At 62.5% G+C, this 23,606-nt stretch carries 28 protein-coding genes; 25 read left to right on the forward strand and 3 right to left on the reverse strand.

The window, feature by feature from the left end; translation table 11 throughout:
* Positions 1-289 precede the first annotated feature (289 nt).
* The 3 genes from B7X49_RS13260 to groES form a co-directional block, all read right to left on the reverse strand.
* Positions 290-871, reverse strand: a complete 582-nt coding sequence (locus tag B7X49_RS13260; RefSeq protein ID WP_286704202.1) for a TMEM175 family protein — start codon at positions 869-871, stop codon at positions 290-292.
* A 116-nt stretch (positions 872-987) separates the two neighbouring features.
* On the reverse strand, positions 988-2,640 hold the full coding sequence (gene groL, locus B7X49_RS13265) for a chaperonin GroEL (protein ID WP_029312330.1): 1,653 nt from the start codon (positions 2,638-2,640) through the stop codon (positions 988-990).
* 39 nt (positions 2,641-2,679) lie between these two features.
* The gene (groES, locus tag B7X49_RS13270; protein ID WP_029312329.1) at positions 2,680-2,997 is read right to left on the reverse strand and encodes a co-chaperone GroES; all 318 of its coding nucleotides are present in this window, start codon (positions 2,995-2,997) and stop codon (positions 2,680-2,682) included.
* 274 nt (positions 2,998-3,271) lie between these two features.
* On the opposite strand from groES, the gene B7X49_RS13275 reads away from it, so the two are divergent.
* The 25 genes from B7X49_RS13275 (at position 3,272) to B7X49_RS13395 (ending at position 23,530) form a co-directional block, all read left to right on the forward strand.
* Positions 3,272-3,529: an usg protein gene (locus tag B7X49_RS13275; protein WP_286704201.1), complete on the forward strand. Its 258-nt coding sequence runs from the start codon at positions 3,272-3,274 to the stop codon at positions 3,527-3,529.
* 173 nt (positions 3,530-3,702) lie between these two features.
* Positions 3,703-4,515 carry a hypothetical protein gene (locus B7X49_RS13280; RefSeq protein WP_286839726.1) on the forward strand — a complete coding sequence of 271 codons (813 nt, stop codon included), beginning with the start codon at positions 3,703-3,705 and terminating at the stop codon, positions 4,513-4,515.
* A gap of 144 nt (positions 4,516-4,659) precedes the next feature.
* Positions 4,660-6,063, forward strand: a complete 1,404-nt coding sequence (terL, locus tag B7X49_RS13285) for a phage terminase large subunit (RefSeq protein ID WP_286704199.1) — start codon at positions 4,660-4,662, stop codon at positions 6,061-6,063.
* Between the two features lie 3 nt (positions 6,064-6,066).
* Positions 6,067-7,479: a phage portal protein gene (locus B7X49_RS13290; protein WP_286704198.1), complete on the forward strand. Its 1,413-nt coding sequence runs from the start codon at positions 6,067-6,069 to the stop codon at positions 7,477-7,479.
* Positions 7,476-7,883 (forward strand): hypothetical protein, encoded by a 408-nt coding sequence (locus B7X49_RS13295; protein ID WP_286704197.1) that lies wholly within the window; start codon positions 7,476-7,478, stop codon positions 7,881-7,883. The genes B7X49_RS13290 and B7X49_RS13295 overlap by 4 nt, the downstream gene beginning before the upstream one ends.
* A gap of 191 nt (positions 7,884-8,074) precedes the next feature.
* A complete protein-coding gene (locus B7X49_RS13300; protein WP_286704196.1) occupies positions 8,075-9,397 on the forward strand; it encodes a DUF4043 domain-containing protein in 1,323 nt (440 codons plus the stop codon).
* Between the two features lie 12 nt (positions 9,398-9,409).
* Entirely contained in the window at positions 9,410-9,715 is a 306-nt protein-coding gene (locus B7X49_RS13305) for a hypothetical protein (RefSeq protein WP_286704195.1), read from the forward strand.
* Position 9,716: 1 nt separating this feature from the next.
* Entirely contained in the window at positions 9,717-10,121 is a 405-nt protein-coding gene (locus B7X49_RS13310) for a hypothetical protein (RefSeq protein WP_286704194.1), read from the forward strand.
* Positions 10,122-10,128: 7 nt separating this feature from the next.
* Positions 10,129-10,773, forward strand: a complete 645-nt coding sequence (locus tag B7X49_RS13315; protein WP_286704193.1) for a hypothetical protein — start codon at positions 10,129-10,131, stop codon at positions 10,771-10,773.
* Positions 10,773-11,618 (forward strand): hypothetical protein, encoded by an 846-nt coding sequence (locus tag B7X49_RS13320; RefSeq protein ID WP_286704192.1) that lies wholly within the window; start codon positions 10,773-10,775, stop codon positions 11,616-11,618. The genes B7X49_RS13315 and B7X49_RS13320 overlap by 1 nt, the downstream gene beginning before the upstream one ends.
* A gap of 9 nt (positions 11,619-11,627) precedes the next feature.
* Positions 11,628-11,765, forward strand: coding sequence for a hypothetical protein (locus B7X49_RS13325; RefSeq protein WP_286704191.1), 138 nt, complete (start codon positions 11,628-11,630; stop codon positions 11,763-11,765).
* Between the two features lie 3 nt (positions 11,766-11,768).
* Complete coding sequence (locus tag B7X49_RS13330) at positions 11,769-13,325, forward strand: phage tail protein (RefSeq protein ID WP_286704190.1); 1,557 nt, start codon at positions 11,769-11,771, stop codon at positions 13,323-13,325.
* A gap of 12 nt (positions 13,326-13,337) precedes the next feature.
* Positions 13,338-13,766, forward strand: a complete 429-nt coding sequence (locus B7X49_RS13335; RefSeq protein ID WP_029312184.1) for a hypothetical protein — start codon at positions 13,338-13,340, stop codon at positions 13,764-13,766.
* Positions 13,763-14,068 carry a hypothetical protein gene (locus B7X49_RS13340; protein ID WP_286704189.1) on the forward strand — a complete coding sequence of 102 codons (306 nt, stop codon included), beginning with the start codon at positions 13,763-13,765 and terminating at the stop codon, positions 14,066-14,068. Before B7X49_RS13335 ends, B7X49_RS13340 begins: the two co-directional genes overlap by 4 nt.
* 671 nt (positions 14,069-14,739) lie before the next feature.
* Complete coding sequence (locus B7X49_RS13345) at positions 14,740-15,237, forward strand: hypothetical protein (RefSeq protein ID WP_286704188.1); 498 nt, start codon at positions 14,740-14,742, stop codon at positions 15,235-15,237.
* Between the two features lie 15 nt (positions 15,238-15,252).
* Positions 15,253-15,939 (forward strand): hypothetical protein, encoded by a 687-nt coding sequence (locus tag B7X49_RS13350; RefSeq protein ID WP_286704187.1) that lies wholly within the window; start codon positions 15,253-15,255, stop codon positions 15,937-15,939.
* Positions 15,936-16,127, forward strand: coding sequence for a hypothetical protein (locus tag B7X49_RS13355; protein WP_286704186.1), 192 nt, complete (start codon positions 15,936-15,938; stop codon positions 16,125-16,127). Before B7X49_RS13350 ends, B7X49_RS13355 begins: the two co-directional genes overlap by 4 nt.
* A gap of 19 nt (positions 16,128-16,146) precedes the next feature.
* The gene (locus B7X49_RS13360) at positions 16,147-17,148 is read left to right on the forward strand and encodes a hypothetical protein (protein WP_286704185.1); all 1,002 of its coding nucleotides are present in this window, start codon (positions 16,147-16,149) and stop codon (positions 17,146-17,148) included.
* Entirely contained in the window at positions 17,148-17,693 is a 546-nt protein-coding gene (locus tag B7X49_RS13365; protein ID WP_286704184.1) for a phage baseplate assembly protein V, read from the forward strand. The genes B7X49_RS13360 and B7X49_RS13365 overlap by 1 nt, the downstream gene beginning before the upstream one ends.
* A complete protein-coding gene (locus B7X49_RS13370; RefSeq protein WP_286704183.1) occupies positions 17,693-18,055 on the forward strand; it encodes a hypothetical protein in 363 nt (120 codons plus the stop codon). Before B7X49_RS13365 ends, B7X49_RS13370 begins: the two co-directional genes overlap by 1 nt.
* Positions 18,056-18,129: 74 nt before the next feature.
* Entirely contained in the window at positions 18,130-19,254 is a 1,125-nt protein-coding gene (locus B7X49_RS13375) for a baseplate J/gp47 family protein (protein WP_286704182.1), read from the forward strand.
* Positions 19,255-19,257: 3 nt separating this feature from the next.
* Entirely contained in the window at positions 19,258-19,935 is a 678-nt protein-coding gene (locus B7X49_RS13380) for a hypothetical protein (RefSeq protein ID WP_286704181.1), read from the forward strand.
* A gap of 48 nt (positions 19,936-19,983) precedes the next feature.
* Positions 19,984-21,240 carry a hypothetical protein gene (locus tag B7X49_RS13385; RefSeq protein WP_286704180.1) on the forward strand — a complete coding sequence of 419 codons (1,257 nt, stop codon included), beginning with the start codon at positions 19,984-19,986 and terminating at the stop codon, positions 21,238-21,240.
* A gap of 15 nt (positions 21,241-21,255) precedes the next feature.
* Complete coding sequence (locus B7X49_RS13390; RefSeq protein ID WP_286704179.1) at positions 21,256-21,747, forward strand: hypothetical protein; 492 nt, start codon at positions 21,256-21,258, stop codon at positions 21,745-21,747.
* A gap of 10 nt (positions 21,748-21,757) precedes the next feature.
* Positions 21,758-23,530, forward strand: coding sequence for a right-handed parallel beta-helix repeat-containing protein (locus B7X49_RS13395; RefSeq protein WP_286704178.1), 1,773 nt, complete (start codon positions 21,758-21,760; stop codon positions 23,528-23,530).
* The last annotated feature ends 76 nt before the right edge of the window (positions 23,531-23,606 follow it).

Consider the following 23,606-nt stretch of genomic DNA (forward strand, 5'->3'; position numbering starts at 1 on the left):
TCGCCGCCTGCCGAAACGCCTGGAACAAGTTCATGCAGATGCCAAAACAAATCGCTTCGATCACACAACGAGACTGGATCAAAGCGGTCACTGGATAGGTAGGTTGGTATTAGCCCTCAGGGCCCCTCCAAGAACGTCTTGAATCTTGTGAGTCGTTTATGATTCGGTTGTAACCGGATCGATTCCCGCACGGGTTTTTACTCACAAAGCTGCACGTTCAACGGGGCGCAGGGGCAGAACCGCTGGCATTGCCTACTGACGGACCGCAGCCAGCCAGACGCGGTCGGTATCAGTCTTCTCGTGGTATCGCTTGTTCGACCCGTCGGTCGGGGATGAGCCAGAGCAGCGCGACCAGGGCGTAGAGGGCATCGGCCAGGGTGGTGTTGATGAAGGCGAGGATGATTCCGGTGGTGTAGAGGATGGGGGAGGTTTTGCCTTTCAGGTCGCGCCCGATGGCCTTGGAGAGGGCCGAGTTGCTGCCTTGGGCGCGGATGATGGTGGTTTGCAGGATGTACCAGGCGATGGCGGGCATCAGCAGGGCGAGGCCGTAGAGGGCGGTTGGGATTGGGGCGGTGTGGTGTGCGCCGAGCCAGGCGGTGGCGAAGGGGATGAGTGACAGCCAGAACAGCAGGTGCAAATTGGCCCAGAGGATGGCGCCGGTGACGCGCGGGACGAGCTGGAAGAAATGGTGGTGGTTGTTCCAGTAGATTGCGACATAGACGAAACTGAGGATGTAGCTGACGAAGGTTGGGGCGGCGGTGGCGAGTGCGGTGAGGCTGGTGCCGTGCGGGATTTTCAGGTCGAGCACCATGATGGTGATGATGACGGCGATGACGCCATCGCTGAAGGCGGCCAGACGGTCTTTTTCCATTCCTGGAGCTTTTTCATGGTTTCAAAATCGGTGCAACGCGGCGTGACCGGTTCGGCAAAAAGAAAGGCCGTGGATTGCTCCACGGCCTTTTTGACGTATCAGCGGAAGGCGGTGGATCAGAAATCCATATCGCCCATGCCGCCCATGCCGCCCATACCGCCGCCGCCGCCACCCTGGGGTGCCTTTTTCTCGGGGCGTTCGGCGACCATGGCTTCGGTCGTCACCAGCAGGCCGGCCACCGAGGCGGCGTCCTGCAGGGCGGTGCGGACCACTTTGGTCGGGTCGATGATGCCGGCCTTGACCAGATCCTTGAACTCGCCGGACTGGGCATCGAAGCCCCAACCGTAGTCGTCCTTGTCGAGCACTTTGCCGGAGATCACGGCGCCGTCTTCACCTGCGTTTTCGGCGATCTGGCGCATCGGGACCAGGATTGCCTTGCGGATGATGTCGATGCCGAAGCGTTGATCGTCGTTGTCGGCCTTGACCTTGGAGAGGATCAGCGAGGCGCGTGCGAGGGCGACGCCGCCGCCGGGGACAATGCCTTCTTCGACGGCTGCGCGGGTTGCGTGCAAAGCGTCGTCAACGCGATCCTTGCGCTCTTTCACTTCGGCTTCCGAGGCGCCACCGACGCGGATGACCGCGACGCCGCCGGCGAGCTTGGCGAGGCGTTCCTGCAGCTTCTCGCGATCGTAGTCCGAGGTGGTTTCCTCGACCTGCGCGCGGATCTGGTTGCAGCGGCCGGTGATGTCGGCCTTTTTGCCGGCGCCTTCGACGATGGTGGTGTTTTCCTTCTCGATCAACACCTTCTTCGCACGGCCGAGCATGGCGAGCGTGACGGTTTCCAGCTTGATGCCGAGGTCTTCGCTGATGACCTGACCACCCGTGAGGATCGCGAGGTCTTCCAGCATCGCCTTGCGGCGATCACCGAAGCCCGGTGCCTTGACGGCTGCGATTTTGAGGCCGCCACGGAGTTTATTCACGACCAGGGTCGCGAGGGCTTCGCCTTCGACGTCTTCAGCGATGATCAGCAAGGGCTTGCCGGACTGGACGATGGATTCGAGCAGCGGCAGCATCGGCTGGAGGCCGGAGAGCTTCTTTTCGTGGATCAGGATGTAGGGGTTATCCAGGTCCGCGACCATCTTTTCCGGGTTGGTGATGAAGTAGGGCGAGACATAGCCGCGGTCGAACTGCATGCCCTCGACCACATCGAGCTCGGTCTGGATGCCCTTGGCTTCTTCGACGGTGATGACACCCTCGTTGCCGACCTTCTGCATCGCTTCGGAGATCATCTTGCCGATTTCGGCTTCGCCGTTGGCTGAGATGGTGCCGACCTGGGCGGTTTCGGTCGGGTTGTTGATCTTTTTGGTGCGCTTCTTCAGCTCTTCGACGACGGCGATCACGGCCTTATCGATGCCGCGCTTCAAGTCCATCGGGTTCATGCCGGCGGCGACGGCTTTGACGCCTTCGCGGACGATGGCCTGGGCGAGAACGGTGGCGGTGGTGGTGCCGTCACCGGCGAGGTCGTTGGTGCGCGAAGCGACTTCGCGGACCATCTGGGCACCCATGTTCTCGAAGCGATCGGAAAGCTCGATTTCCTTCGCAACGGTGACACCGTCCTTGGTGATGCGCGGCGAGCCGAAGCTCTTTTCGAGGACGACGTTGCGGCCTTTGGGGCCGAGCGTGACTTTTACCGCGTTGGCGAGAACGTCGACGCCGCGGAGCATACGCTCACGGGCATCGGCTGAAAAACGAACGTCTTTGGCAGCCATGGTTGTGTTCCTTTTAGAAAATTATGGGGTCGGGAAGGTTCAGGCGGCCTTTTTCTTGGCGGCCGGGGTGCCTTCGATGACGCCCATGATGTCGGATTCCTTCATGATCAACAGCTCTTCGCCGTCGAGCTTCACTTCGGTGCCGGACCATTTGCCGAACAGGATGCGGTCGCCGGCCTTGACGTCGAGCGCCACGATGGCGCCGGCTTCATTGCGCGCGCCTGCACCGACGGCGATGACTTCGCCTTCCATCGGCTTTTCCTTGGCGGTGTCGGGGATGATGATGCCACCGGCGGTCTTTTCCTCGGCGTTCAGCCGGCGGACGACCACACGGTCGTGGAGGGGACGGAATTTCATCGGATCGCTCCTGATTTGGTTACGGTCGTAAACGGCTCAGCCGGCGCCGACCCTGAAGAGGCATCAGGCGCTGCTAGCACTCTCATCGGGAGAGTGCCAGACGTTTAAATCTTGGGTGGTGATGTGTCAAGACCGGCAGCACTTTGGGGTGTTGAGTGCTAATGCATTGATATCGCAGATTTTTCTTGCCAGACCCCCCGGTTGTCATGCCATGTTCATGAAACAGAGGACGCGGTGGCACAGGGCTTTTTCAACGGGTTATGAGGGTGATGCCATGAGTTTAAGTAAGCAATTACAAGGGTATCGGCTGACGACGGCGGAAATTTTGTATCATATGCCGGACCATCCGGGTGTTTTGCAGAGTTTTGTCTGGCAGGAGTTGGACATTGCGCCGCGCTACCCGGTTTTGAACGGATTTCTGGCGTTTTGGGCGCGGCAGATCGAGGGGCGGTTGCACTCGGTACGGGTGGGTTCGGCGGCGTTGATTTCGCCGGGCGAGCTGCGGCATGGCAGTTTGCTGACGTTGCAGTAGTCGGTGCGTGCGGATGACGTGAACGTCGCGGCCGGTAGCGTTGCGCGGCGGACACGGCGCGGATTTTTGGGTTGTGACGCTGCGTTTGGTCAGTGAATTTTAAGGATTTGGTGCGATAAGTGCTCGTCTTGCAAGGTCGGGCAATGGGTCGTTTGGAGGTCATCTTTAGGTTGGTGGGTGCGCTGTTTCTGCTGGCGGTGACAGGGGTGGTCGCGCGGGCGGATGGTGTGGCACCGGGGCTCAATCCGGCGGTGGTTGCGGCGGAAACCCGCGTGGCGCTTGGATTTGCCGTGCAGGGTACCCACTACAGCGAGGGTTTCGCCGGCGCATCCGACCAGGAAAACGGCGTGTTGCCGGGGTTTACCGCGGAAGCATCGCGGTTGGGGCCATTGCTGGGGCTGCCAGGTATTTATTCCGGCGTGGTGTATGATTTTTCCGGCGGGCCGCTGGCCTATAACGGGTTTATCCAGGGCGGCGCGGCACCGGGATTGTCGCCGTATGACGCGACCGATCATGCGCGCTTCAATACGATTGAAGTACGATTGGGGAGGGCGTTGGCGCTTTCGACGGCGGTCGATGTGATTCCGTTTGTCACGGCCGGGTATCAGAACTGGTATCGCGATGTCGGAGGTGCCGGTGGGTACGGTGAGTTCTACCGGGCGGCGATCGCTGGTGTCGGCGCGCGGTTCGACGTTGCAGTGAGTGATCGGTTAGTGATTTCAGCGACGGCGGAGGGGCTTGCGGTGGTTGGCGGGCGTGCTTCGGCGCCCGCCTTGGGGTTTGCTGCGGGATTTGGGACCAGCGGTGAGGAGGCGGTTCATCTCGGTGCCGATTGGCGGTTGAGCAATGCCTTGCATCTGTTCGCCGGGCTTGGGGTTCGGCACTTCAATTATGCCGGATCGGCGTTGAACAATGGTTTTTACGAGCCGCCGAGTAGTACGCTGGTGGTGCGCAGTGAAGTTGGGGTGGCATTCGGCTTTCGGTGACGCCGACCGGGAAACACAAATGATTCCGAGGATTTTTCCGGGTCAGGAAAATAATTTCTAACAGGACGTTATTTTCGCTTTCCCACCTGCCCCAGTTTGGGCTATCCATTCTTTCATGATGAGGTTTTATGTACGGACACGGCGTTGAAGTGTTCGGCAGGCGACGACGATCTGGGCCCAGCGGCCTCGTCGGGCGGGGTGACGGACTTCAAGGCCTTTGCCGAGACGCTGTGTGCGACATGGGGGCAAAAGCCGGCCCGGCATCATCTGGTATTGATCGATGCGCTACAGCGAGTGGCGGATGGGTCGACCGACCGGTTGATGGTGCAGATGCCGCCGGGTGCTGCCAAGTCGACCTACGCTTCGGTGCTGTTTCCAGCGTACTGGTTTGCCTCCAAACCGCAGAGTGAGGTGATCGCCGCTTGCCATACTGCTTCCCTCGCCGAACATTTCGGCCGGCGGTTGCGTGGTGTGATCGCCGAGCAAGGCGCACCGTTCGGTCTGGCGCTGGAGGCGAACAGCCGATCGGCCGGGCGCTTTTCGCTGACGGGTGGTGGGCAATATTTCGCCGCTGGTGTGCGCGGGCCGATTACCGGGCGGCGGGCTGACCTGATCCTGATTGATGATCCGGTGAAGTCCTGGGCGGAAGCCGACAGCAAGGTGGCGCGGCGTTCGCTGTTCGATTGGTATCGGGCGGAATTGCTGTCGCGGTTGAAGCCGGGTGGGCGGGTCGTGCTGGTCATGACGCGCTGGCATGTGGATGATCTGGCGGGGCGATTGATGAAGGAAGACCAGAACTGGTCGACACTGCGGTTCCCCGCGTTGGCCGAGGCCGATGATCCGCTGGGACGGGTGCCTGGCGAGGCGCTCTGGCCTGAGTGGCAGACCACAGCGGAAATCATCCGCCGGCGCGAAACAGTCGGCAAACGGGTTTTCAGCGCGCTCTATCAGCAAAGTCCGACGCTTGATCAATGCGAGGCGTTCGATGTTCCGCTGCTCGGCCGGTTTACCGGCACGCCTGCGGTGGTGCGAACGGTCCGGGCCTGGGATCTGGCCGCGACCGTTGCATCGCCGGGTCGCGACCCTGACTGGACCGTGGGACTGAAACTGGGGGCGCTGGAGGACGGGCGGTTGGTGGTGCTTGACGTCATTCGGATGCGGGTGGGTCCGGCAGAGGTCGAGCGGTTGTTGGTGCAGACGGCGCGCGGCGATGGCGTGGCGACCACGATTTCCCTGGCGCAGGACCCTGGGCAGGCCGGGGTGGCGCAGATGGCTTATTTGAAGCGTGCGCTTTCGGGTTTCAACGTGGTTTCGAGCCCTGAGACCGGTTCGAAACTGGTGCGGGCGTCGCAGTCCGCGGCGGTGATCGGCCGCGGCGGGATGCTGCTGGTCGATGCCCGATGGGCCGCTGATTTTATTGAAGAACTGCAATCGTTTCCGAACGGTGACAAGGATGACCAGGTCGATGCACTCTCGCGGGCGGTTACCACGATCGGAGAGACACCTGCGGTCAGTCGGATGGCTCTGCATACTCTGATGGGGCGATAGAAGATGTTTGAAACGATCTGTCAGACGATTCCTGCCGATCCGCAGCTGGCGCCGCGTGCGCGGCGGATCGAACTCTATCGGCGGGTGTTGGAGGGGACGATCTACGATGCGCTGCCATATGCGTTCGGCGATGAGCGGAACGGCGCGGGAGAATATATTCCGCTGCGGGCACGCCGGCCATCGGTTCGGTATGGGTTGTGCCGCATCGTGGTGGAGGATTCGGTAGCGCTGCTGTTTAGTGCCGGGCATTTTCCGGCGGTCGTGTGCGAGGACCCGGCCATCGAGGCATTACTCGGCGATGTGATGCGCGAATGCCGCCTGAACGAGGTGATGATCGATGCGGCGCTGCGCGGATCGGTCGGGTCGGTCGCGATTCTGTTGCGGGTTCTGAAGGGGCGTTTGTTCTGCTCGGTGTTGGAGACGCAGCATCTGACGCCCGTGTGGCAGGAGGATGCGCCCGACACGCTGGCATCGGTGACTGAGCGCTACAAGGTTCGGGGTGCGGAGTTGCTGGTGCAGGGTTATCCGGACGTTGATCCTGGGCAGTTCTACTGGTTTCAGCGGGTCTGGGATGGCGGTGGTGAAACCTGGTTTCTGCCTCAGGCCGTGGCCGATGAGGCGCTGCCGCAGATCGACGAGGGGCGGAGTGTGCGGCATGGGCTGGGGTTCGTGCCGATCGTGTGGATCAAGAACTTGCCGGGTGGCGATGGGATCGACGGGGCCTGCACGTTCAGGGCCGCAATCGATACCGGCATCGAGATCGATTATCAGTTATCGCAGGCGGGCCGTGGCTTGAAATATGCGTCTGATCCGACGTTGCTGATCAAGGAACCCGCCACCACCGATCGCGAACTGGTCAAAGGCGCTGGTAATGCTCTGATCGTCTCCGAGAAGGGTGATGCCAAGCTGCTGGAGATTGGGGGCACAGCTTCGGCCGCGGTGATCGATTATGTGCGGACGCTGCGCGAGATGGCGTTGGAAAGCGTGCATGGTAACCGGGCCAATGCGGACCGGCTGAGTGCTGCGCAATCGGGTCGGGCGCTGGAGTTGATGAACCAGGGTTTGATCTGGCTCGCGGACAATTTGCGGATTTCGTATGGCGAGGGTGGGTTGCTCGCTTTGCTGCGCATGGTGCTGCGGGCACGGGCGCGATTCGCGATCCGGGTGATGGGGCAGGCGATGCCCGATGTGGATGCGGACGTGCGGCTGAGTTTGCGGTGGCCGCGGTGGTATCCGGCCTCGGCGGATGATCGGCTGAAGGAGGCGCAGGCGATTGCGACCTTGGTGAACGCTGGGCAGATGTCGCGCGAGACGGCTGTGAAATCGCTCGCGTCGAGCCATGCGGTGGTCGATGTGGCGGCGGAGCTTGACCGGATTGTTGCGGAACAAGATCAATCTCAACAGGATGTGGCATGAGTGAAGACAGAACGGATGATGGATCGCCGCCGGCTGATTGGCAGGCGCGGGCTGAGGCGGCCGAGCTGGCGCTGGGCGCGGTGCAGCGGGACGCCGGTGAGCGGCTGAAGCGTGCGGAGCTCAAGGTTGAGGCGGTGCGCGCCGGGATGGTCGATCTCGATGGGCTGAAGCTGATCGATCTGGATGGTGTGGCGTTGGCGGAGGATGGGTCAGTTGCCGATCCGGCAGGCATCATGGTGGCGTTGAAGCGTGCGAAGCCATGGTTGTTCGGGGCCGGGTCGTCATCCTCGACGGCGGCGGTGCCGCGGGCCGAGCCGCCGCGGGCGCGGCATGCGCGGGAGTTGAGTGAAGAGGAGTGGCGGTCGGCGCGGGCTGCGTTGTTACGGCGGGCGGGGAGTCAGTGAGAAAGGAAGGCTTCTTTTTTGCAAAAAAGAAGCAAAAAACTTTTCTTCGTTGAGGTACGTGCCGGTCCAATTCTACAGACTAAAGTAATAGAAGTTTTTTGGTTCTTTTTTACAAAAAAGAACAGCTTTCTTATTTCGCCGCGCCTCCGCAGGAAGCGCGGTTTTTTTGCGTTCATCGCAAGGGGACAAACATGGGTATTTCCAATTTTCCGGCATCTTTGCAGCCGATCATTCAGCAGGGGTTTCTGGAGCGTGAGTTCGAGCAGGCGCTGCGGTCGCGGCTGGGCTACCGGATGGTGGCGGACCGCGAGAGTTTCGCCGTCGGGATCGGCGAGACGCTGACCAAGACGAGGGCAGGGCTGAAACCATCGGTTACGACCCCGTTGGCGGCCAGCACCAATACCAATCTGGACAATGGTTTGACGCCGCAGGGCTGGGGTGTCGAGCAATATACTGTGACGCTGAATTTCTATGCAGCGACGCAGGATTTGAATATGGTGACCAGCCGCGTGGGAATTGCGTCGCAGTTTCTGCAGAACGCTTCGACCAATGGCGAGCAGGCGGCGCGCAGCCTTGACGAGCTGGCGCGGAATGCGTTGTTCGCGCCGTATTTCGGCGGCAATACCCGCGTGCTGACGACGCTGGGCAGCACCGGTCCGACGATCGCAGTTGATGACGTGCGCGGATTCACCACGATTTATGTCAATGGCGTGCAGACGGCGGTTTCGGCTTCCTATCCGTTGGAGGTGACGGTGGGGAGCAGCGTGTATTCGCTGATTTCGGTGACGCCGGATTTGAACAGTACATCGTCGACACCGGGTGGTCTTTCGGGCCAACTGACGTTTGCCAGTGACGTTGTTGTCAGTGACGGTACCGCCGGCAATCCGGTGATTGCGGCAACGGCGAGCAAGATCATCCGCCCATCCGGCCTGCTCACGACATCGGCCCTGCAGGCGGGCAATACGTTGACGATGTCGGTGCTGCTGGATGCCGTGGCGTCGTTGCGGCAGAATGCGGTGCCGGAAATCGATGGCGCGTATAATTGCTATCTCGATCCGGTCTCGGCGCGGCAGCTGTTTTCCGATCCTGATTTCCGGCAGTTGTTTCAGGGTGCGACTTCGAACAACCCGGTGTTTCGTCAGGGCATGGTCAATGATTTCCTGGGTCTGCGGTTTGTCACGACGACCGAGGCGATCGTGCAGCCGCTCACGAATTCGGGTGGCCTGGCCATACGGCGGCCGATTATCTGCGGCAAGGGCGCGCTGATCGAGGCGGATTTTGCCGGGATCGGGGCGGAGGATGTCGCGCCGAAGGATGCGCTCGTGAACATTATCGACAGTGTCGCGATGGTCACGCGTGAACCGATCGATCGGCTGCAGCAGATCATTGCCCAATCCTGGTACTGGATCGGCGGGTTCTGTGCGCCTTCGGATACGACGACGACCCCGATCGTGGTGCCGACCGCGACAAATGCGAATTTCAAGCGGGCGGTGATGATCGAGCATATCGGCTGAAGGAGATCGATCATGTCGTCAGGAGCTTCGTTACCGTTCCGGCCTGCCGGGACGGCTTCCGTGGCCGGCTCGACCAGTGCAGCTTCCGTCGCGCTGGTCGGCGGCGGATCGAGCGTGCTGGTGTACAATGCGGCGGGGGCGGTTGCGTTCGTGCGGTTCGGCATGACGGGGGTGACCGCGGGGGTGCGTGATACCCCTGTGCCGCCTGGCGCGCGTATGCTGGTGGATGCCGGGCAGCTGGTGACGACCGCCAGTGCGGTGCTGGGTTCGGGCACTGGGTCGGTGTTTTTCACGCGTGGTGACGGCTCGGTGTATTGAGATGTCGGGCAGCTATGACAGCGCGCCTGGGGTTTTGACCGAGGCGCAGAAGGTCGATGTACGGCGGTTCTGCGGCTATCCCGCCTATGGTGCCGGGGCGTCTGGATTTCAGTCCTGGCGGTTCTTCCAGGCTTATGGTTCGCTCGAGTACCGGATGAATAATTTTGCTCCGACCGAGGTTGTGGTCGTGGTGAATTATCTGGCGACCTTGAACGGGCTGGAGGCGGCGGTGCCGCTGGCGAGCGGTAATCTTGATACCGATGCTGCGGCGAGTTGGCAGCATAACCAGCGCGAAGTGCGCGATCGCGATGCGCTGTTCGATGGCTGGCGGCGGCGGCTGTGCGGTTTCATCGGTGTGCCGCCGGGGCCTGCTTTGGAATCTGCCGGCATCACTTTGATTGTTTGAGGATTGTATGGACGGTGTCAGGCTGGCGGACCGCATCGCGTATGGCGGGGGTATGGCGGCGCGCAAGGCGGGCGTGATCTGTGATGCGTACCGACCGCGGGATGGTGCTTGCCCGATTGTGGCGGTGAACCGGACGGTGCGGCTCGCGGTGCTATCGGTGCCGGTTTCGGGTTCGGCGCGCGGGCCGGCGCCGTTCGGGGTGCCGTATCGTCAGCTCGTGCTGGATCAGGCGTATGTTGCGCCGGGAGATTACATTGCCGGGCCGTTGGGGGTGTTGCTGGTGGCGACCAATGAGCCACCGGCGCCGGTACTGGGCGTGCAATGCAATGAGACGGTGACGCTGTGGCGGCCGGGTTCGCAGGTGGTGGCAGGCGTCAATCCGTATGGGGCAATCCTGTCGGGAACCGCGACCGCCATTCTTGCGGGGTTTCCGGCGGCGCTGTTGCCGGGCGGCGTGAGCGATCGCGGGCGGGTCGGCTTGCCGGATGATACCAAGCTGCCGGGGTATGTGGGCGCGGTTGCGGCGGTTGCCGGGCTCACGCCGCAGGTGGCCGATATTGTGCGCGATGCGCGGGGGCGGCAGTTCGTGGTGGATGCGGTGATCGCATATGGCGGGATCTGGCGGCTCGCACTGACCGAAAGTGTGATGTGATGGCGGACCAGGCGGATGTTGAAAACGCGCTGGCCGCGTTGGTCGCGACTGCGGTCTATCCGAACGGAACGGGCGAGGTTTCAGCCGTGGTGGGGCCTGGTGGTGCGGTGACGTGCCGGGTGTATCGCGGCCTGCCGAACGGGCCGGCGCTGGAGGCTGATCTGGCGCAGGGGGTGATGCACGCCACCGTGTTCACGGCCGATCCTGTGGTGAAGAATACGACGCGGTTTCCACGGGTCTGGCAGGCTGTGGCGCCGGTGCCTGCTACACTTTCGGTGATGATTGGGAACCAAGCAGCGACTTTTTCGGGCGTGTGTGCAGCCGGGCAGTTGGCCGGCATTGCGGTAGAAGGGGCGATTTTTCCCTATGCGGTGCAGGCGCGCGACACGCCGCCGACGGTTGCGAGCAATCTGGCGGCGCTGCTGCGGGCGGCGGGATGGTTGGTCGACTACGCCGGCACGACCGTGACGGTGCCGGCGGCGCGGCTGTTCACCGCGCGCGTGGTGGCGGGCGGCATGGCGCTGCAGGAGATCAAGCGGCAGGTGCAGGCGTTTCGGATTTCGCTGTGGTGCGGTGACCCGCTGACGCGGGATGCGGCGGCGGCTAAGATCGATCCGGCATTGGCGGCACCGAACTTCATTCAGCTGGCGGATGGGTCATGCGGCCATCTGGTTTTTGCGGGCGGGACGAGCACGGATGCGGGTGCGGATGCCGCGCTGTATCGGCGTGATCTGATTTATACTGTTGAATACCCGACAACGCTGGCTGCGATCACGCCGGCGATGCTGTTCGGGGTTGGCGGTATTGAGGCGAATGGCGCGTTTATTGCCGGTATATCCGGTTAAGGAGATTTCATGACAATCAAGATGGTAGTGGTGAAGCCGTTCGGCGGCTTCAAACGGGGTGACATGATTACCGATCCGGCGGCGATGGCGAAGATCGTGGCCGATGGCCATGCGCAATCGGTCGTGCGCGTCATGGCGGAGGGCTGAGCAATGCCGATTTCACAGGCGGGTGCGCTGAACACGACGGCGTTGATCGTGCCGGATTTGTACGTGCAGATCGTGCCGCCGCAGAGCTTGCTGCTCAACGGTGTGCCGACCGACGTGCTGGGTGTGGTGGGAAGTGCGAGTTGGGGGCCGGTGAACGAGCCGATGATCGTGGGCTCGATGGGCGATTATGCGACCGCGTTCGGCCCGGTGATGGCGCGCCAGTATGACATCGGGACGGTGGTGGCCATCGGGGTGCAGCAGGGGGCTTCGAACTTTCGTTGCGTGCGGGTGACCGACGGGACCGATACGGCGGCCTCGGTTTCGATTCTGGGCGCGCTGACCTTGACTGCTTTGTATACCGGCAGCCTGGGCAGTGCGCTGGTTGCCACTGTTTCGGTCGGATCGGCGGCGAATTCCTGGCGGGTGACGGTTGCTTTGCCCGGGCAGACGCCGGAGGTGTTCGACAATATCATCGGTAGCGGTGCCGCATTTTGGCAGGCAGTGGCGAGTGCGATCAATATCGGCACTGGCCCGATGCGCGGTGCATCGCGCCTGGTGGTGGCGAGTGCCGGAACGTCCTCATTGGCACCATCGGTCGGGGCGTTTCCGTTCCTGGCAGGCTCGCCGGGGACCGACGGCGCGACCGGAATGACCTCGGGGATGGTGATCGGTCAGGATGTGGTGCCCCGATCGGGGATGTATGCGTTACGCGGCCAGGGTTGCAGCATCATTGTGTTGGCCGATCTTGATGATCCGACACAATGGAGCACTGAGGTCGCGTTCGGACTCGATGAGGGCTGCTACATGATCCTCGCGGGGCCGCCGGGCGATACGATTGCGAATGCAGTTTTGACGAAGCAGACTGCGGGCATCGATTCCTACGCTGCCAAGCTGATGTTTGGCGATTGGCTGTGGTGGTACGATCAGGCGAACGGCGTGACGCGTCTGGTTTCGCCGCAAGGGTTTGCAGCTGGGCGGCTCGCGAATTTGTCGCCGGAGCAGTCTTCGCTGAACAAGCCGTTGTATGGTGTGGTCGGGAGTCAGAAATCCGGCCAGGCGGTGGCGGGGACCAGCAATACGTATTCGACGGCTGACCTCGCGGCACTGCTCTCGGCGGGGATCGACGTCATCAGTAATCCGCAGCCGGGTGGTGCATTCTGGGGCGTGCGTGGGGGGCATAATTCATCGTCCGACAGTGCGACCAATGGCGATAACTACACTAGGATGACCAATTATATTGCTGATACGCTGTCAGCCGGGATGGGCGGGTATGTCGGACAATTGGTCAATACCACGCTGTTCCAGAATATCCGCTCGACGTTGCTGTCGTTTTTGAACGCAATGCTGGGCCAGAGGATGTTGGGTTCGACCAACGGCTCGCTGCCTTTTGCGGTGGTGTGCGACATCTCGAACAATCCGCCCTCGCGCACGGGCCTGGGGTACGTGCAGGCGGATGTACAGGTGCAGTATCAGGCGATCAATGAAAAATTCATCGTCAATGTCGAAGGTGGGCAGACCGTGCAGGTCAGTCAACAGACGTTGCCGCTGGGAACCGTGTGAGGACAATAGATCATGCCATATAACAGTTTTTCAGTCGGCAATGACTGCCAGATCGTGGTGATGGGGCCATTTGGACGGATCGATCTGGCGTTCGTCACCGGGTTCGAGGTGAGCCAGGTTACGCAGAGCGTGCGGATCGACCGGCTGGATGGGGTGCAGCTGGGTGCCGAACTGCCGCGCGGGTGGCAGGGTAGTTTCGCACTCGACCGGGGCACGTCGGTCGCGGATGATTTCATGGCGCAGATCGAGCAGGCGTATCTGGCGGGGCAGGCGATTCCGCCGGGAACGCTCTATCAATATGTTAGTGAAGTCGATGGTTCGACCTCGACCTATCAGTACGAGGGCGTGGTGTTCAAGCTTAGTTCGGCCGGCATGTATCGGGGTGATGCTCCGGTTGCGCAGAAGCTCGACTTCTTTGCATCGACCAGGAAGCGGGTATGAGCGAACGGGTGATCGAGGATGCGCGCGGGCGGCAGTTGAGCCTGCGAACGCTGACGATGCTGGACCGCTTGCGTTTGTTCAAGGCGCTGGGTGCGAATTTATCGATGAACGACGCGTATCTCGGCGTGGCGTCGCTCGCGGCTTCGGTAACCGCGGTGGATGGCGTGCCGCTGCTGTTTCCGGCGAGCGAGGCGGCGGTGGAACATGCGGTCGAGCGGTTGGGCGAGGAGGGGATCGAGGCTGTTGCCTTGGCGCTCGATGCTGATGACGCCGGCGCGGTGAAGGCGCTGGCGGGAAACTGAGCCGGCACCCCGCGTTGATCGACTGCCTGTATCTGGTCGGGGGCGTGCGGCGAGTTGGATGGGCTGGAATTCGATTGGAAGACCATGCTGTGGGGGACGCCATGATCGTACCGCGGGATGGAGCGGGCGTGCGCTATGCGCGGTTTGGCGGGGCCGCTGGTCGGCGCTTGGCGAAATCGTTGGCGCTGGGACTGCGGGTGGCGCCGCGCCGGGTTTTGGTGATGCGTGCGATCCAGGCACGCGCGATACCTTGGCGTGACGGCGGCGGCGCTGCGTTTGGGCGGATCTTGCGTTCATCGCGTCGCGCAGCGTTTCGCTGCGCTGGCGTGCGCCGGGATGATGCGCTGCGTGTCAGTGGTACTGGATTCGCGATGCGGCGGGCTAGGTCGTTCAGGGGATCGCTGGCGGAGCCCGTGCGGCACTCAGGCTGGTCGCTTGAGGGCTTGCGGACAGGGCGTGCGGACGCCGACGTGAGGCTTGGGGCTGCGGGTCCGCAGCGCCGTCTGCGCGGAGCGTCGGCGGCGCGGATCGGGCGTGTTGTGGTCTCGTCAAAGCTGACGAAGACGGTTCCACGGGATCGTGCCGGTGGCGCTGCGGTCATTGGTCCTTTGCGCGGGCCCGGCGTGTCGCTGTGGGGCAGCGCAAGGCGCGCTGCGGGCTTGCCGGCCTTGGTGAGCGCGCGACGCCCTGATGATCGGGTAAGCGGTCGTCGTGCGGTGGCGGCGGCCCGGAGCAGCCGGACGATCCGGCAGGCGCTGGCTTTGTGCCATCTGATGCCGCGATATCGCGCGGCGCTTGAAGGCGGCGGCGTCGTCGCACGGGCCGTGGCGCCGGTGGTGCGGGATCGCGGCGCGCCGTTGGTTGATCGGGATTTTGATGCCCGGCGGCCCGCGGATATTGACACGTCGGTTAGGGGTGATGAGCACCGGCGCCGGCCGGTTTCCCACGCGGGCGTCGTAGAACGGCGGTTCGATGGGCAGGCGGTGGGGGCGGTCGACACTAAGGGGCGCGTTGGTGATCGCCTGGACCGTGCAGCGGTCGTCCCTGAGGACATGGCGCGGATGGTGCGTGATCTGTTTACCGATGAGGCGCGGCGGCCGCCTTCGGGCGTGACCGGGTTCGATAGTGCGCTTTCACCGATTTTCCCAGGACGTAAACCGGCGTTTTGAAAGTAGGAGTTTGGCATGACATCGGTTGCGGTGACGCTTGGCGGTGTTGCATTTCGGGATTTCGAGGTGCCGGCCGAGATCAACTTTGGTGGCACGCAGCGGTTAGCGGTCCATCAGCCGGTTGGCGGTGGCCGCGTGGTGGATGTGCTCGGTGCGGCGGCGGGTGAGATTACGTTTGGCGGGACATTTTCCGGACCGGATGCGGCGTTGCGGGCGCAAGCGCTGGATGTGGCGCTGAACATCGGCGCGACGCTGCCGCTCGCTTGGGATGGGTTTGCGTTCAGCGTGGTGATCACCGCCTTCGCGGCGACCTATCAGAAGCCTTGGTGGATCCCATTCCAGATCACCTTGTTGGCCGTTGAGAATTTGGTGACGGCGATACCCACGGCGCTTGTGCAGGCCGGGCTTGATATTGCGAGTGCGGCCGGGTTCGGCGGATTAAGTGGTGTTTCGCTGGCCGGTGTTTCCGCCGGCAGTTCTGCCGGTATCGCGGCGGGCCAGGCGAGCCTTGCGGAGGCGGTGAGCGGGGCTGGATCGGTGCTGAGCGCGGCAACGACCCTTTTTTCCGGCGGGGTAGGTGCTGCGCAGCCGATCGGGGCCTTGGCCGCTCTGGGGGCCGCATCGTCGACGCTGGCGGGTGCCGCGGCGGCGCGGGCTTACGTCGGACGGGCGGCGGCGAATGTCGGACTGGGGGCGTTATGAGCGAAACCATGGTGACGGTGGTCGGCGGTAATTTATTCGCGATCGCGGCGCAGTATCTTGGCGATGCCACACAGTGGATTCGGATTGCGCAGGCGAATGATCTGCGCGACCCGGTGTTGAGCGGTGTGGTGACCTTGGTGCTGCCGCCGGTTGATCCGTTGGCGACGGGTGGTGTGCCGAATGTTTGACACGCTTGCGTCGGCGGTTATGGCGCGTCCGGTATCGCTGGCGGTGGCGATCGATGGAGCGCCGGTTGCTGGGGTCGAACGACTGGAATTGTTGCAGTGCGGGCATTTTGCGGCTGATCGGTTTCGGGTGATGCTCGCTGCCGGCGCGACGCCGGGCGGGGCGGCGGCGTTTGCCGGATTGCAGGCAGGGACCGTAACGATTGCGATCGGGTTGGGTGGGGGGGTTGTGTCGGGTGACCCAATACTGACCGGGCAGATCGATAATGTCGCGGTGGATTTCGGAGCCGGGCAGATCGTGCTCGCGGGACGTGATTTGTCGGCGCGACTGATCGATACCGAGGTCGGCCAGAGCTTTGCCAATCAGACCGCCAGCCAGATTGCCGAGGCGTTCGCGGCGGACGCAGGGCTGGCGGCGAACGTCACCGCTACGAGCAGACCGGTTGGGCAGTATTACGAGTTGGCTCATATGCGGACCGGCTTGGGCATGCACACGCGGCATGCGACGCGGTGGGATTTGCTCGCCGGATTGGCGGCGTTTGAGCAGTATTCGTTATCCGTGATCGGGACCGTGCTGAACTTTGGACCACCCGCGCCGGCACCGGCCTCGTTGGTGGTGTTCGGGCGTGATTTGCTGACGCTGGTGGTGGATCGTGCTCTGGGGCTGGTGGCGCCTCCGGTGACCGTGACAAGCTGGAATCCCAAATTGAAGCAACGTTTTTCGACCACGGCGGGCCCTTCCGGCGGCACGGCCACCGCCGGTGGCGTGACGCTCCTGCGGCCTAATCTGACGCAGGCGGAGGTCGATCAGGAGGCGGCGGCGCGGCAGGCGGCCCTGGCGGCGCAGGCGGTGTTGCTGCGGGCAAGCATGCCGGGGGAACTGACGATGGTGCCGGACAGCGTATTTGCCTTGCAGGGGACTGGGACGGTGTTCGATGCGTCGTATGTGGTGCGTACCATCGAGCGGAGTGTTGATACCCGGCAGGGCTTCGTGCAGCGTTTTGAAGCCTTGCAGGTGGCATGATGGATGGGTTCTGGAATGCCGTGAAGGCGCGGGCGGCGGCGTTGGATGGCATGAGCGGTCAGGCGCGGTTTGGCATCGTCGCGAGCTTCGATGCATCGACCTACGCCGCGCGGGTGATGCTGCAGCCGGAGAATGCACTATCCGGGTGGCTTCCGGTCCTCAGCTCATGGATTGGTGCGGGCTGGGGGATGGCGGCGCCATTGTCGCCGGGGGATCAGGTTATGGTGCTCGCGCAGGAGGGCGATGCCGAGCAGGCGGTGGTGATTGGGCGCGTGTGGTCGGATGCCGAGCCGCCGCCGGGGGCACCGGTGGGCGAGTTCTGGTTGGTGCATCAGACCGGGTCGTTCATCAAACTGAAGAATGACGGCACGATTGCGTTGCAAGCGAGCACGGTTTCGATCCAGGGGGATTTGATGGTGACTGGTGAGATCTCCGATCTGGCGGGTGCGCATGGTACTGTCGATCGTCTGCGTCAAGCATATGACCGGCACGTGCATGCCGATCCGCAGGGTGGGCAGACCGGTGTGCCATCGGTGGTGGTGTGATGGCGGATGCGGCATTGGTATTTGGCGGTGATCTGGCCATCGGGGTGTCGGGTGATCTGGCGCTGGCCACCGGGTCGGGCTTGACCGAGCAGCGGGTTTTACGACGGCTCTTGACCAATCCTGGTGATTATATCTGGCAGTTGTCCTACGGTGCCGGGTTGGGCCAGTTTGTCGGTGTGGCCGGGGCGGCGGGCGCGGTTGGTGCGGTGACGCGCGCACAGCTTCTGGCAGAGGCCCGCGTTGCGCAATCGCCTTTGCCGCAGATTACGGTCGAGCAGACCGGTACCTCGGGGATTGCGCTTACGATTGCGTATCAGGACGCGATGACCGGTCAGGCGACCGCGCTGACCTTGCCCGTCTGATATCGAGTTCGGGTTGAGACGTTTGGGCGGCCTTGCTCGCTGGAACGGCTGTTTCCGGATTTAGAGGATATTTCATGCCATTATCGTTACAGAATTTCACCGCGATGGTGGAGCAGATGGCGGCTGCCGTGCAGGGGGCCGCGACGCAGGTGCTGGATCTGACTGTTGGCTCGGTCTTGCGCGCGATTCTGGAGGCGAATGCGTCGCTCGGATTGTGGCTGCAATGGTTGATCGTCGAGGTTTTGCAGACGACGCGATTGGCGACCAGCAGCGGCACCGATTGCGATAGTTTCGGGGCGGATTTCGCATTCGTGCGATTGCCGGCCTCGACGGCGGGTGGCGTTGTGACATTCGGCCGGTTTGCACCCGTGTTATCGGCTTTTGTGCCGGTTGGGACGACGGTGATGACCAGCGATGGCAGCCAGAGTTTCACTGTCAGCGCGGATACGAGCAACCCGGCCTATAGCGCTGGCTCTGGTGGTTATGGGCTCGCAGCGGGCATTGCCTCGATCGATTTGCCGGTAGTGGCCGTGGTGGCGGGGGCGGCGGGCGATGTGCTGGCAGGGACGATTGGGCTGCTGACAAGCGCTATCCCCGGGATCGATACCGTGAGCAACGCGGCACCGATGACCGGCGGGCTCGATGCGGAGAGCGATGTGGCGTTCAAGGCCAGGTTCGGCAATTATCTGGCCAGTTTGTCACGCGCGACGCCAGGTGCGATCGAGGAGAGTGTGGCTGGTGTGCAGCAGGGATTGTCGGTTTCGGTTGCCGAGAACGTCGATCAGACGGGTGCCGTGAGTATGGGCAGTTTTGTCGTCACGGTCGATAACGGGACCGGGGCACCGCCCGCCGGGTTGCTGGCGAGCATCGCTGCGGCGGTGAACGCAGTGCGGCCGGTGGGTACCCGGTTTGCGGTGCAGGGTCCGGTGGTTGTTAACGCCGATGTATCGATGACACTGACGCTGGCGCCGGGGGCGCAGGCGCCGGTGGTGATTGCGGCGGTGAGTGATGCGATTTCTGCCTATATCGAGTCGTTGCCGGTGGGCGCCGGGTTGCCTTACTCGCGGCTTGCACAGATCGCCTATGATGCGTCGAGTGCTGTGGTCAATGTGACCGATACGGTCTTGAACGGCACGACGGCCGATTTGGTACCGCCGTTGTTTGGTGCCGTGCGGGTCGGTACGGTTAGCGTGGCCTGAGCGATGAGCGGATCACAGGTTCCGACCGGTAGTTCGGCCGACATGCTGGCGCGGCTGAAGGCAGTCTTGCCGACTCGATGGTTTGCAGATGCCACGCCGGTGCTCGATGCCGTGCTCGGGGGCGTCGCGGCGATGTGGGCGGGTTTATATGCGCTGATCGGGTTCGCTGCGTTGCAGACGCGGATTGCGACCGCGAGCGGACCATTTTTGGATATTGCGGCGCAGGATTATTTTGGTACCGCATTGACCAGACGGGCGGGTGAGACCGATGCTGCGTTCAGTGCGCGGATCAGGTCGAATCTGTTGGCACCGCGCGCGACCCGGGATGCGCTGATTGCGGCACTGATTGTCGAGACGGGTCGGGTTCCGGTGGTATTCGAGCCGTTTAACACCGGGGATACCGGCGGTTATTCAAGTAACACGCTCGGCTACAACGCCATGGGCGGCTACGGAAGCCTGATGTTGCCGTATCAATGCTTCGTGACGGCGTACCGGCCGGTTGTCACGGCGTCCGGGAATAATGGTGGCTACAATTTTGGACCAGGGGGTTACGCGACCGCGCCGATGGCGTGGAGCGATCTGGCCGATGACCCGGGCTTGATCACCGATGCCGAGATCTATGCCGCCATTGTCGGGGTGCTGCCGGTGAACGGCGTTGCGTGGACCCGGCTTTCCGACTGAGCGGGCGTGGCTTCTGAAACGTTTTTGTTGTCAATCAAGGGATATTTCATGGATCGCACGATCGTCTATCCGGGCGCCATTCCGCTCGACACGGATATTCTGAATATCAATCGTAACGTGCTCGTTGGCATCGGTGCGCTGAACGCGGCGGTGTTTGGCACCGGCGTCGTCGCCGATGGGCTGGCCTGTTCACCGACTGTGCCAGCCTCATTGACGGTGACGGTCGCGCCTGGTTCGATCACCCAGTATGGGCCGGTGGACGCCAATGGTTATGGTAGCCTGACGGCGGATGTGGCGGAACAGACGGTCAAGACCGGGATCAACCTCGATCCTGTGACGTTCACGCTTGCGGCGCCGAGCAGTTCGGGCCAGTCGGTCAATTATCTGATCGAGGCGACGTTTTCCGAAATCGACACTGTGCCTGTGGTGCTGCCATATGTGAATGCCGCCAATCCTGCCGTGCCGTACTCCGGGCCAAATAATTCCGGCGGGGCGCAGGATACCGTGCGGATCGAGCGCGTGCAGTTGCAGGTCAAGCCCGGTGCCGCGGCGGGCGCCGGGACGCAGACGACGCCCGCGGTCGATGCGGGATGGGTTGGATTGTATGTGGTTACGGTCAATTACGGACAGAGCGCGATCACGGCCGCGGATATCGTGACGATGCCGACCGCGCCGTTTCTGAGCTTCAAATTACCACAGCTGCGTCCTGGTTTTTCTGCGATCCAGGTTTTTGAATCATCCGGCAGTTTCGTGGTTCCGGCGGGTGTTTCGCAGGTGAAGGTTACGGCGATCGGCGGTGGTGGTGCTGCGGGGTATCACGCGACTTTGCCCGGTGGCGGCGGCGGCCAGGGTGGCACGGCGATCGATGTGATCGGTGGTTTGGTGCCGGGGCAGGTGATTGCGGTGGGTGTTGGTTCGGGCGGGGTCCCGCCGAGTAGCGCGGGCGATGGCGGCGCCGGCGGGACCTCGAGCTTCGGCGCTTATTTGTCCGCGTCAGGCGGGGGCGGCGGGCAGGGCGGGACGACGGCGCTGTTTGCAACCGCCGGCGGTGCTGGCGGCATGGGTCGCGGCGCGCGGATCGTTCAGGCTGGGGCGATGGGCTGTGATGGCATCACGATCGCATCCCGGGGGGGTGATGGTGGTGGCGACGGTCGGGGTCGGGGTGCCAGTGGGCCGGTTGCCGGATTCGCGGCGACCGGATTTGGCGGCGGCGGCGGCGGCGGCGGTACCACCACTTCGACCAGTAATCCGGTTGGAAGCCCTGGTGGTGCCGGCGCGTCGGGTCGCGTGATCGTCGAATATTGAGCGGGATCAGGCATCATGAGTGGAACGACAACGCAGATCGGCCATGCCTGGCAGGTTTCATCGGCGCGGCTGATCGAAATCGAGGGTTTTATTCCGACCCCGCGCGGGCTTGCCTTGCTACCGCCACAGTCTTTGACGTGGCCGGAGAAGGATCCGGGCGATACGTTGGACTATGTATTCGAGATCGCGCCGGCGCTAACCGGCAATCCCGGCGATACGATTGCGACCATGAGCGTCGCGATCTCACCCGCCAATCCCGGTGATCTGACCCTCGCGTCGGCCGCCGCGGATGGAACGCGGGCTATCCTGTGGCTGAGCGGCGGCCAACCGGGCACTGACTACACCGTGACAATCGGGATTTCGACGGTGTGTGGGCGGAGCCTCGCGCGCAGCATTGCATTGCCGGTCGTCGCGCTCGCTTCGGTACCGGCACCGCCGACGGCGATTACGACGCTGGGCGGCGTGCCGCTGACCAGCCCCTCTGGCCAGCCGATTACTGCGGATTGAAGGAGCATACATGCCAACGATTGGACAGTTGCCGGCTGCTGCTTCGGTTTCGGACAGCGATGAACTACCGATATTTCAGAACGGCGCAACCGTTGCCGCGACGCGGGCGCAGATTTTGGCGGGGATGCAGCAGGCTCTCGCATTGCCACAAGGCAGCCTGCTGGGCGGCGTGGGCCCTGGGGTTGCGAGCCCGGTTCCGATCAGTATCGGGGCTAATCTTGCTCTGAACGGCACAGTTCTGTCAGCCGCGGCGGCGCCGTTTGCGATTGCTGGGTTGCCGGGGGGCGTGACGCCTAGCGTGAATGATCTGGTGGCGCTCGGCCAAGGTGGCGCGAATGCGGCATTGCCTTATGCGGCATTCATGCAGGGGATGGCTGGCGTGCCGGGTATTCAAGCCGGAGCGTTGGAGGCGATTGCAGCGGGTGCATCCAAGCTGCGCACGCTGGCGGCGATAGGCGCCAATGCCGTCACGATCGAGGATTTCGGCGCGGCAGGTGATGGGGTGACCAATGACGCGGCGGCGCTGATTGCTGCACTGGCGTCGGGCAATCCGGTGCGGTTGGGGCCGAAGACGTACCGGATTGACGGTGAATGTGACATTGGCGGAACCTGCGCCGTTTTGCTGGGCGTTCCCGGCACGACCGTGCTGACCCGCAGTGCGCAGAGTGCGGTTGGAACATCCGGCAATCCCGCCTGGATCAGCGTGACGGCGACGCAATTTTTTGTGGACGGCATTGTGTTTGATGCCAATCGGGCGGTCACGGCGGACACTTGGGGCGTGGTGGTGCAGGCTTCGTGCACGAATGCGAACATTACGCGGTCGTTGTTTCGCAATGCCATGGGTTCGATTTATGGGTGGGGGCTGGCGATTGCGCCGAGCGACCCGACACTGACCCGTCACCATGTGCATGATTGTGAATTCACGGCCAATGCGGTTGACGGCATGTGGGTGGCGGCTTGCGATTCGGTCGCTGTGACTGCATGTCGCGCCCATGACAACGCGCGCAACGGCATTTACGTGGATAGTCAAGATTCCACATTTGTTTTGAAGATCAGGGATGTCCAGATTGTCGGGAATACCTGCTGGAACAATCAGACGGGAATATCGGTCGGCAATTTTAATGCGACCAACACCGAGCCTGGGGTTTACGGCAACGCCAACCCGGATGTGCTCGGAGGATTGGTTGCCAATAATTGCGTATTTGATAACACCAGTTATGGTATTTCGATGTCTGGCCGAAATATTCTGGTATCGGGAAATATGATCGTCAATAATGGTCCCGCCGGTGGGGGTATGTTGGCGAATACCGGTTATTGCCGGATCGCCGATAACATGATCACGGGATCGGGCGGCTTTGGGATCGATGCGGGTGGGTCGATCTATGTCGAACTGACTGGCAACTACATTGATGGGCCGACGATTGGGATCGGAATCGGTGGATCCCAGAATTGCACGGTTCGGGGCAACTATGTCCAGGATTGTGTCGCTGGTATCATGGCTTTGAATGTCGAGTCTGATGGCCGTGGCGATAACTTTGGAATTAGTTGCAATAATCTATCGATCCTAGGCAATTACGTCTGCTATGGCGCGGGGGGATCCGGGATCGTTCTGCGCGACGCCCCACAGCGCGTGGTCGTCACAGATAATATCGTGTCATCGGGTACGGCAGGTAACCCGCTCAATGCGCTCTTACCGTACACTGATTCTCTGGTTCTGCGCGGTAATGTATTGAACTATGCTGACTCGTTTTCGGTGAACCCAACTAGTGTCCCGTCGCAGTGATTACGACTCCTTGATTGATGGCGTGGGGTAGGATTTGGCCATCTTCACTCTTGCCTGATCTGTGGAGAACATCCAG

The sequence above is a fragment of the Acidiphilium sp. 34-64-41 genome (genome assembly GCF_002282635.1).
Taxonomy (GTDB): domain Bacteria; phylum Pseudomonadota; class Alphaproteobacteria; order Acetobacterales; family Acetobacteraceae; genus Acidiphilium; species Acidiphilium rubrum.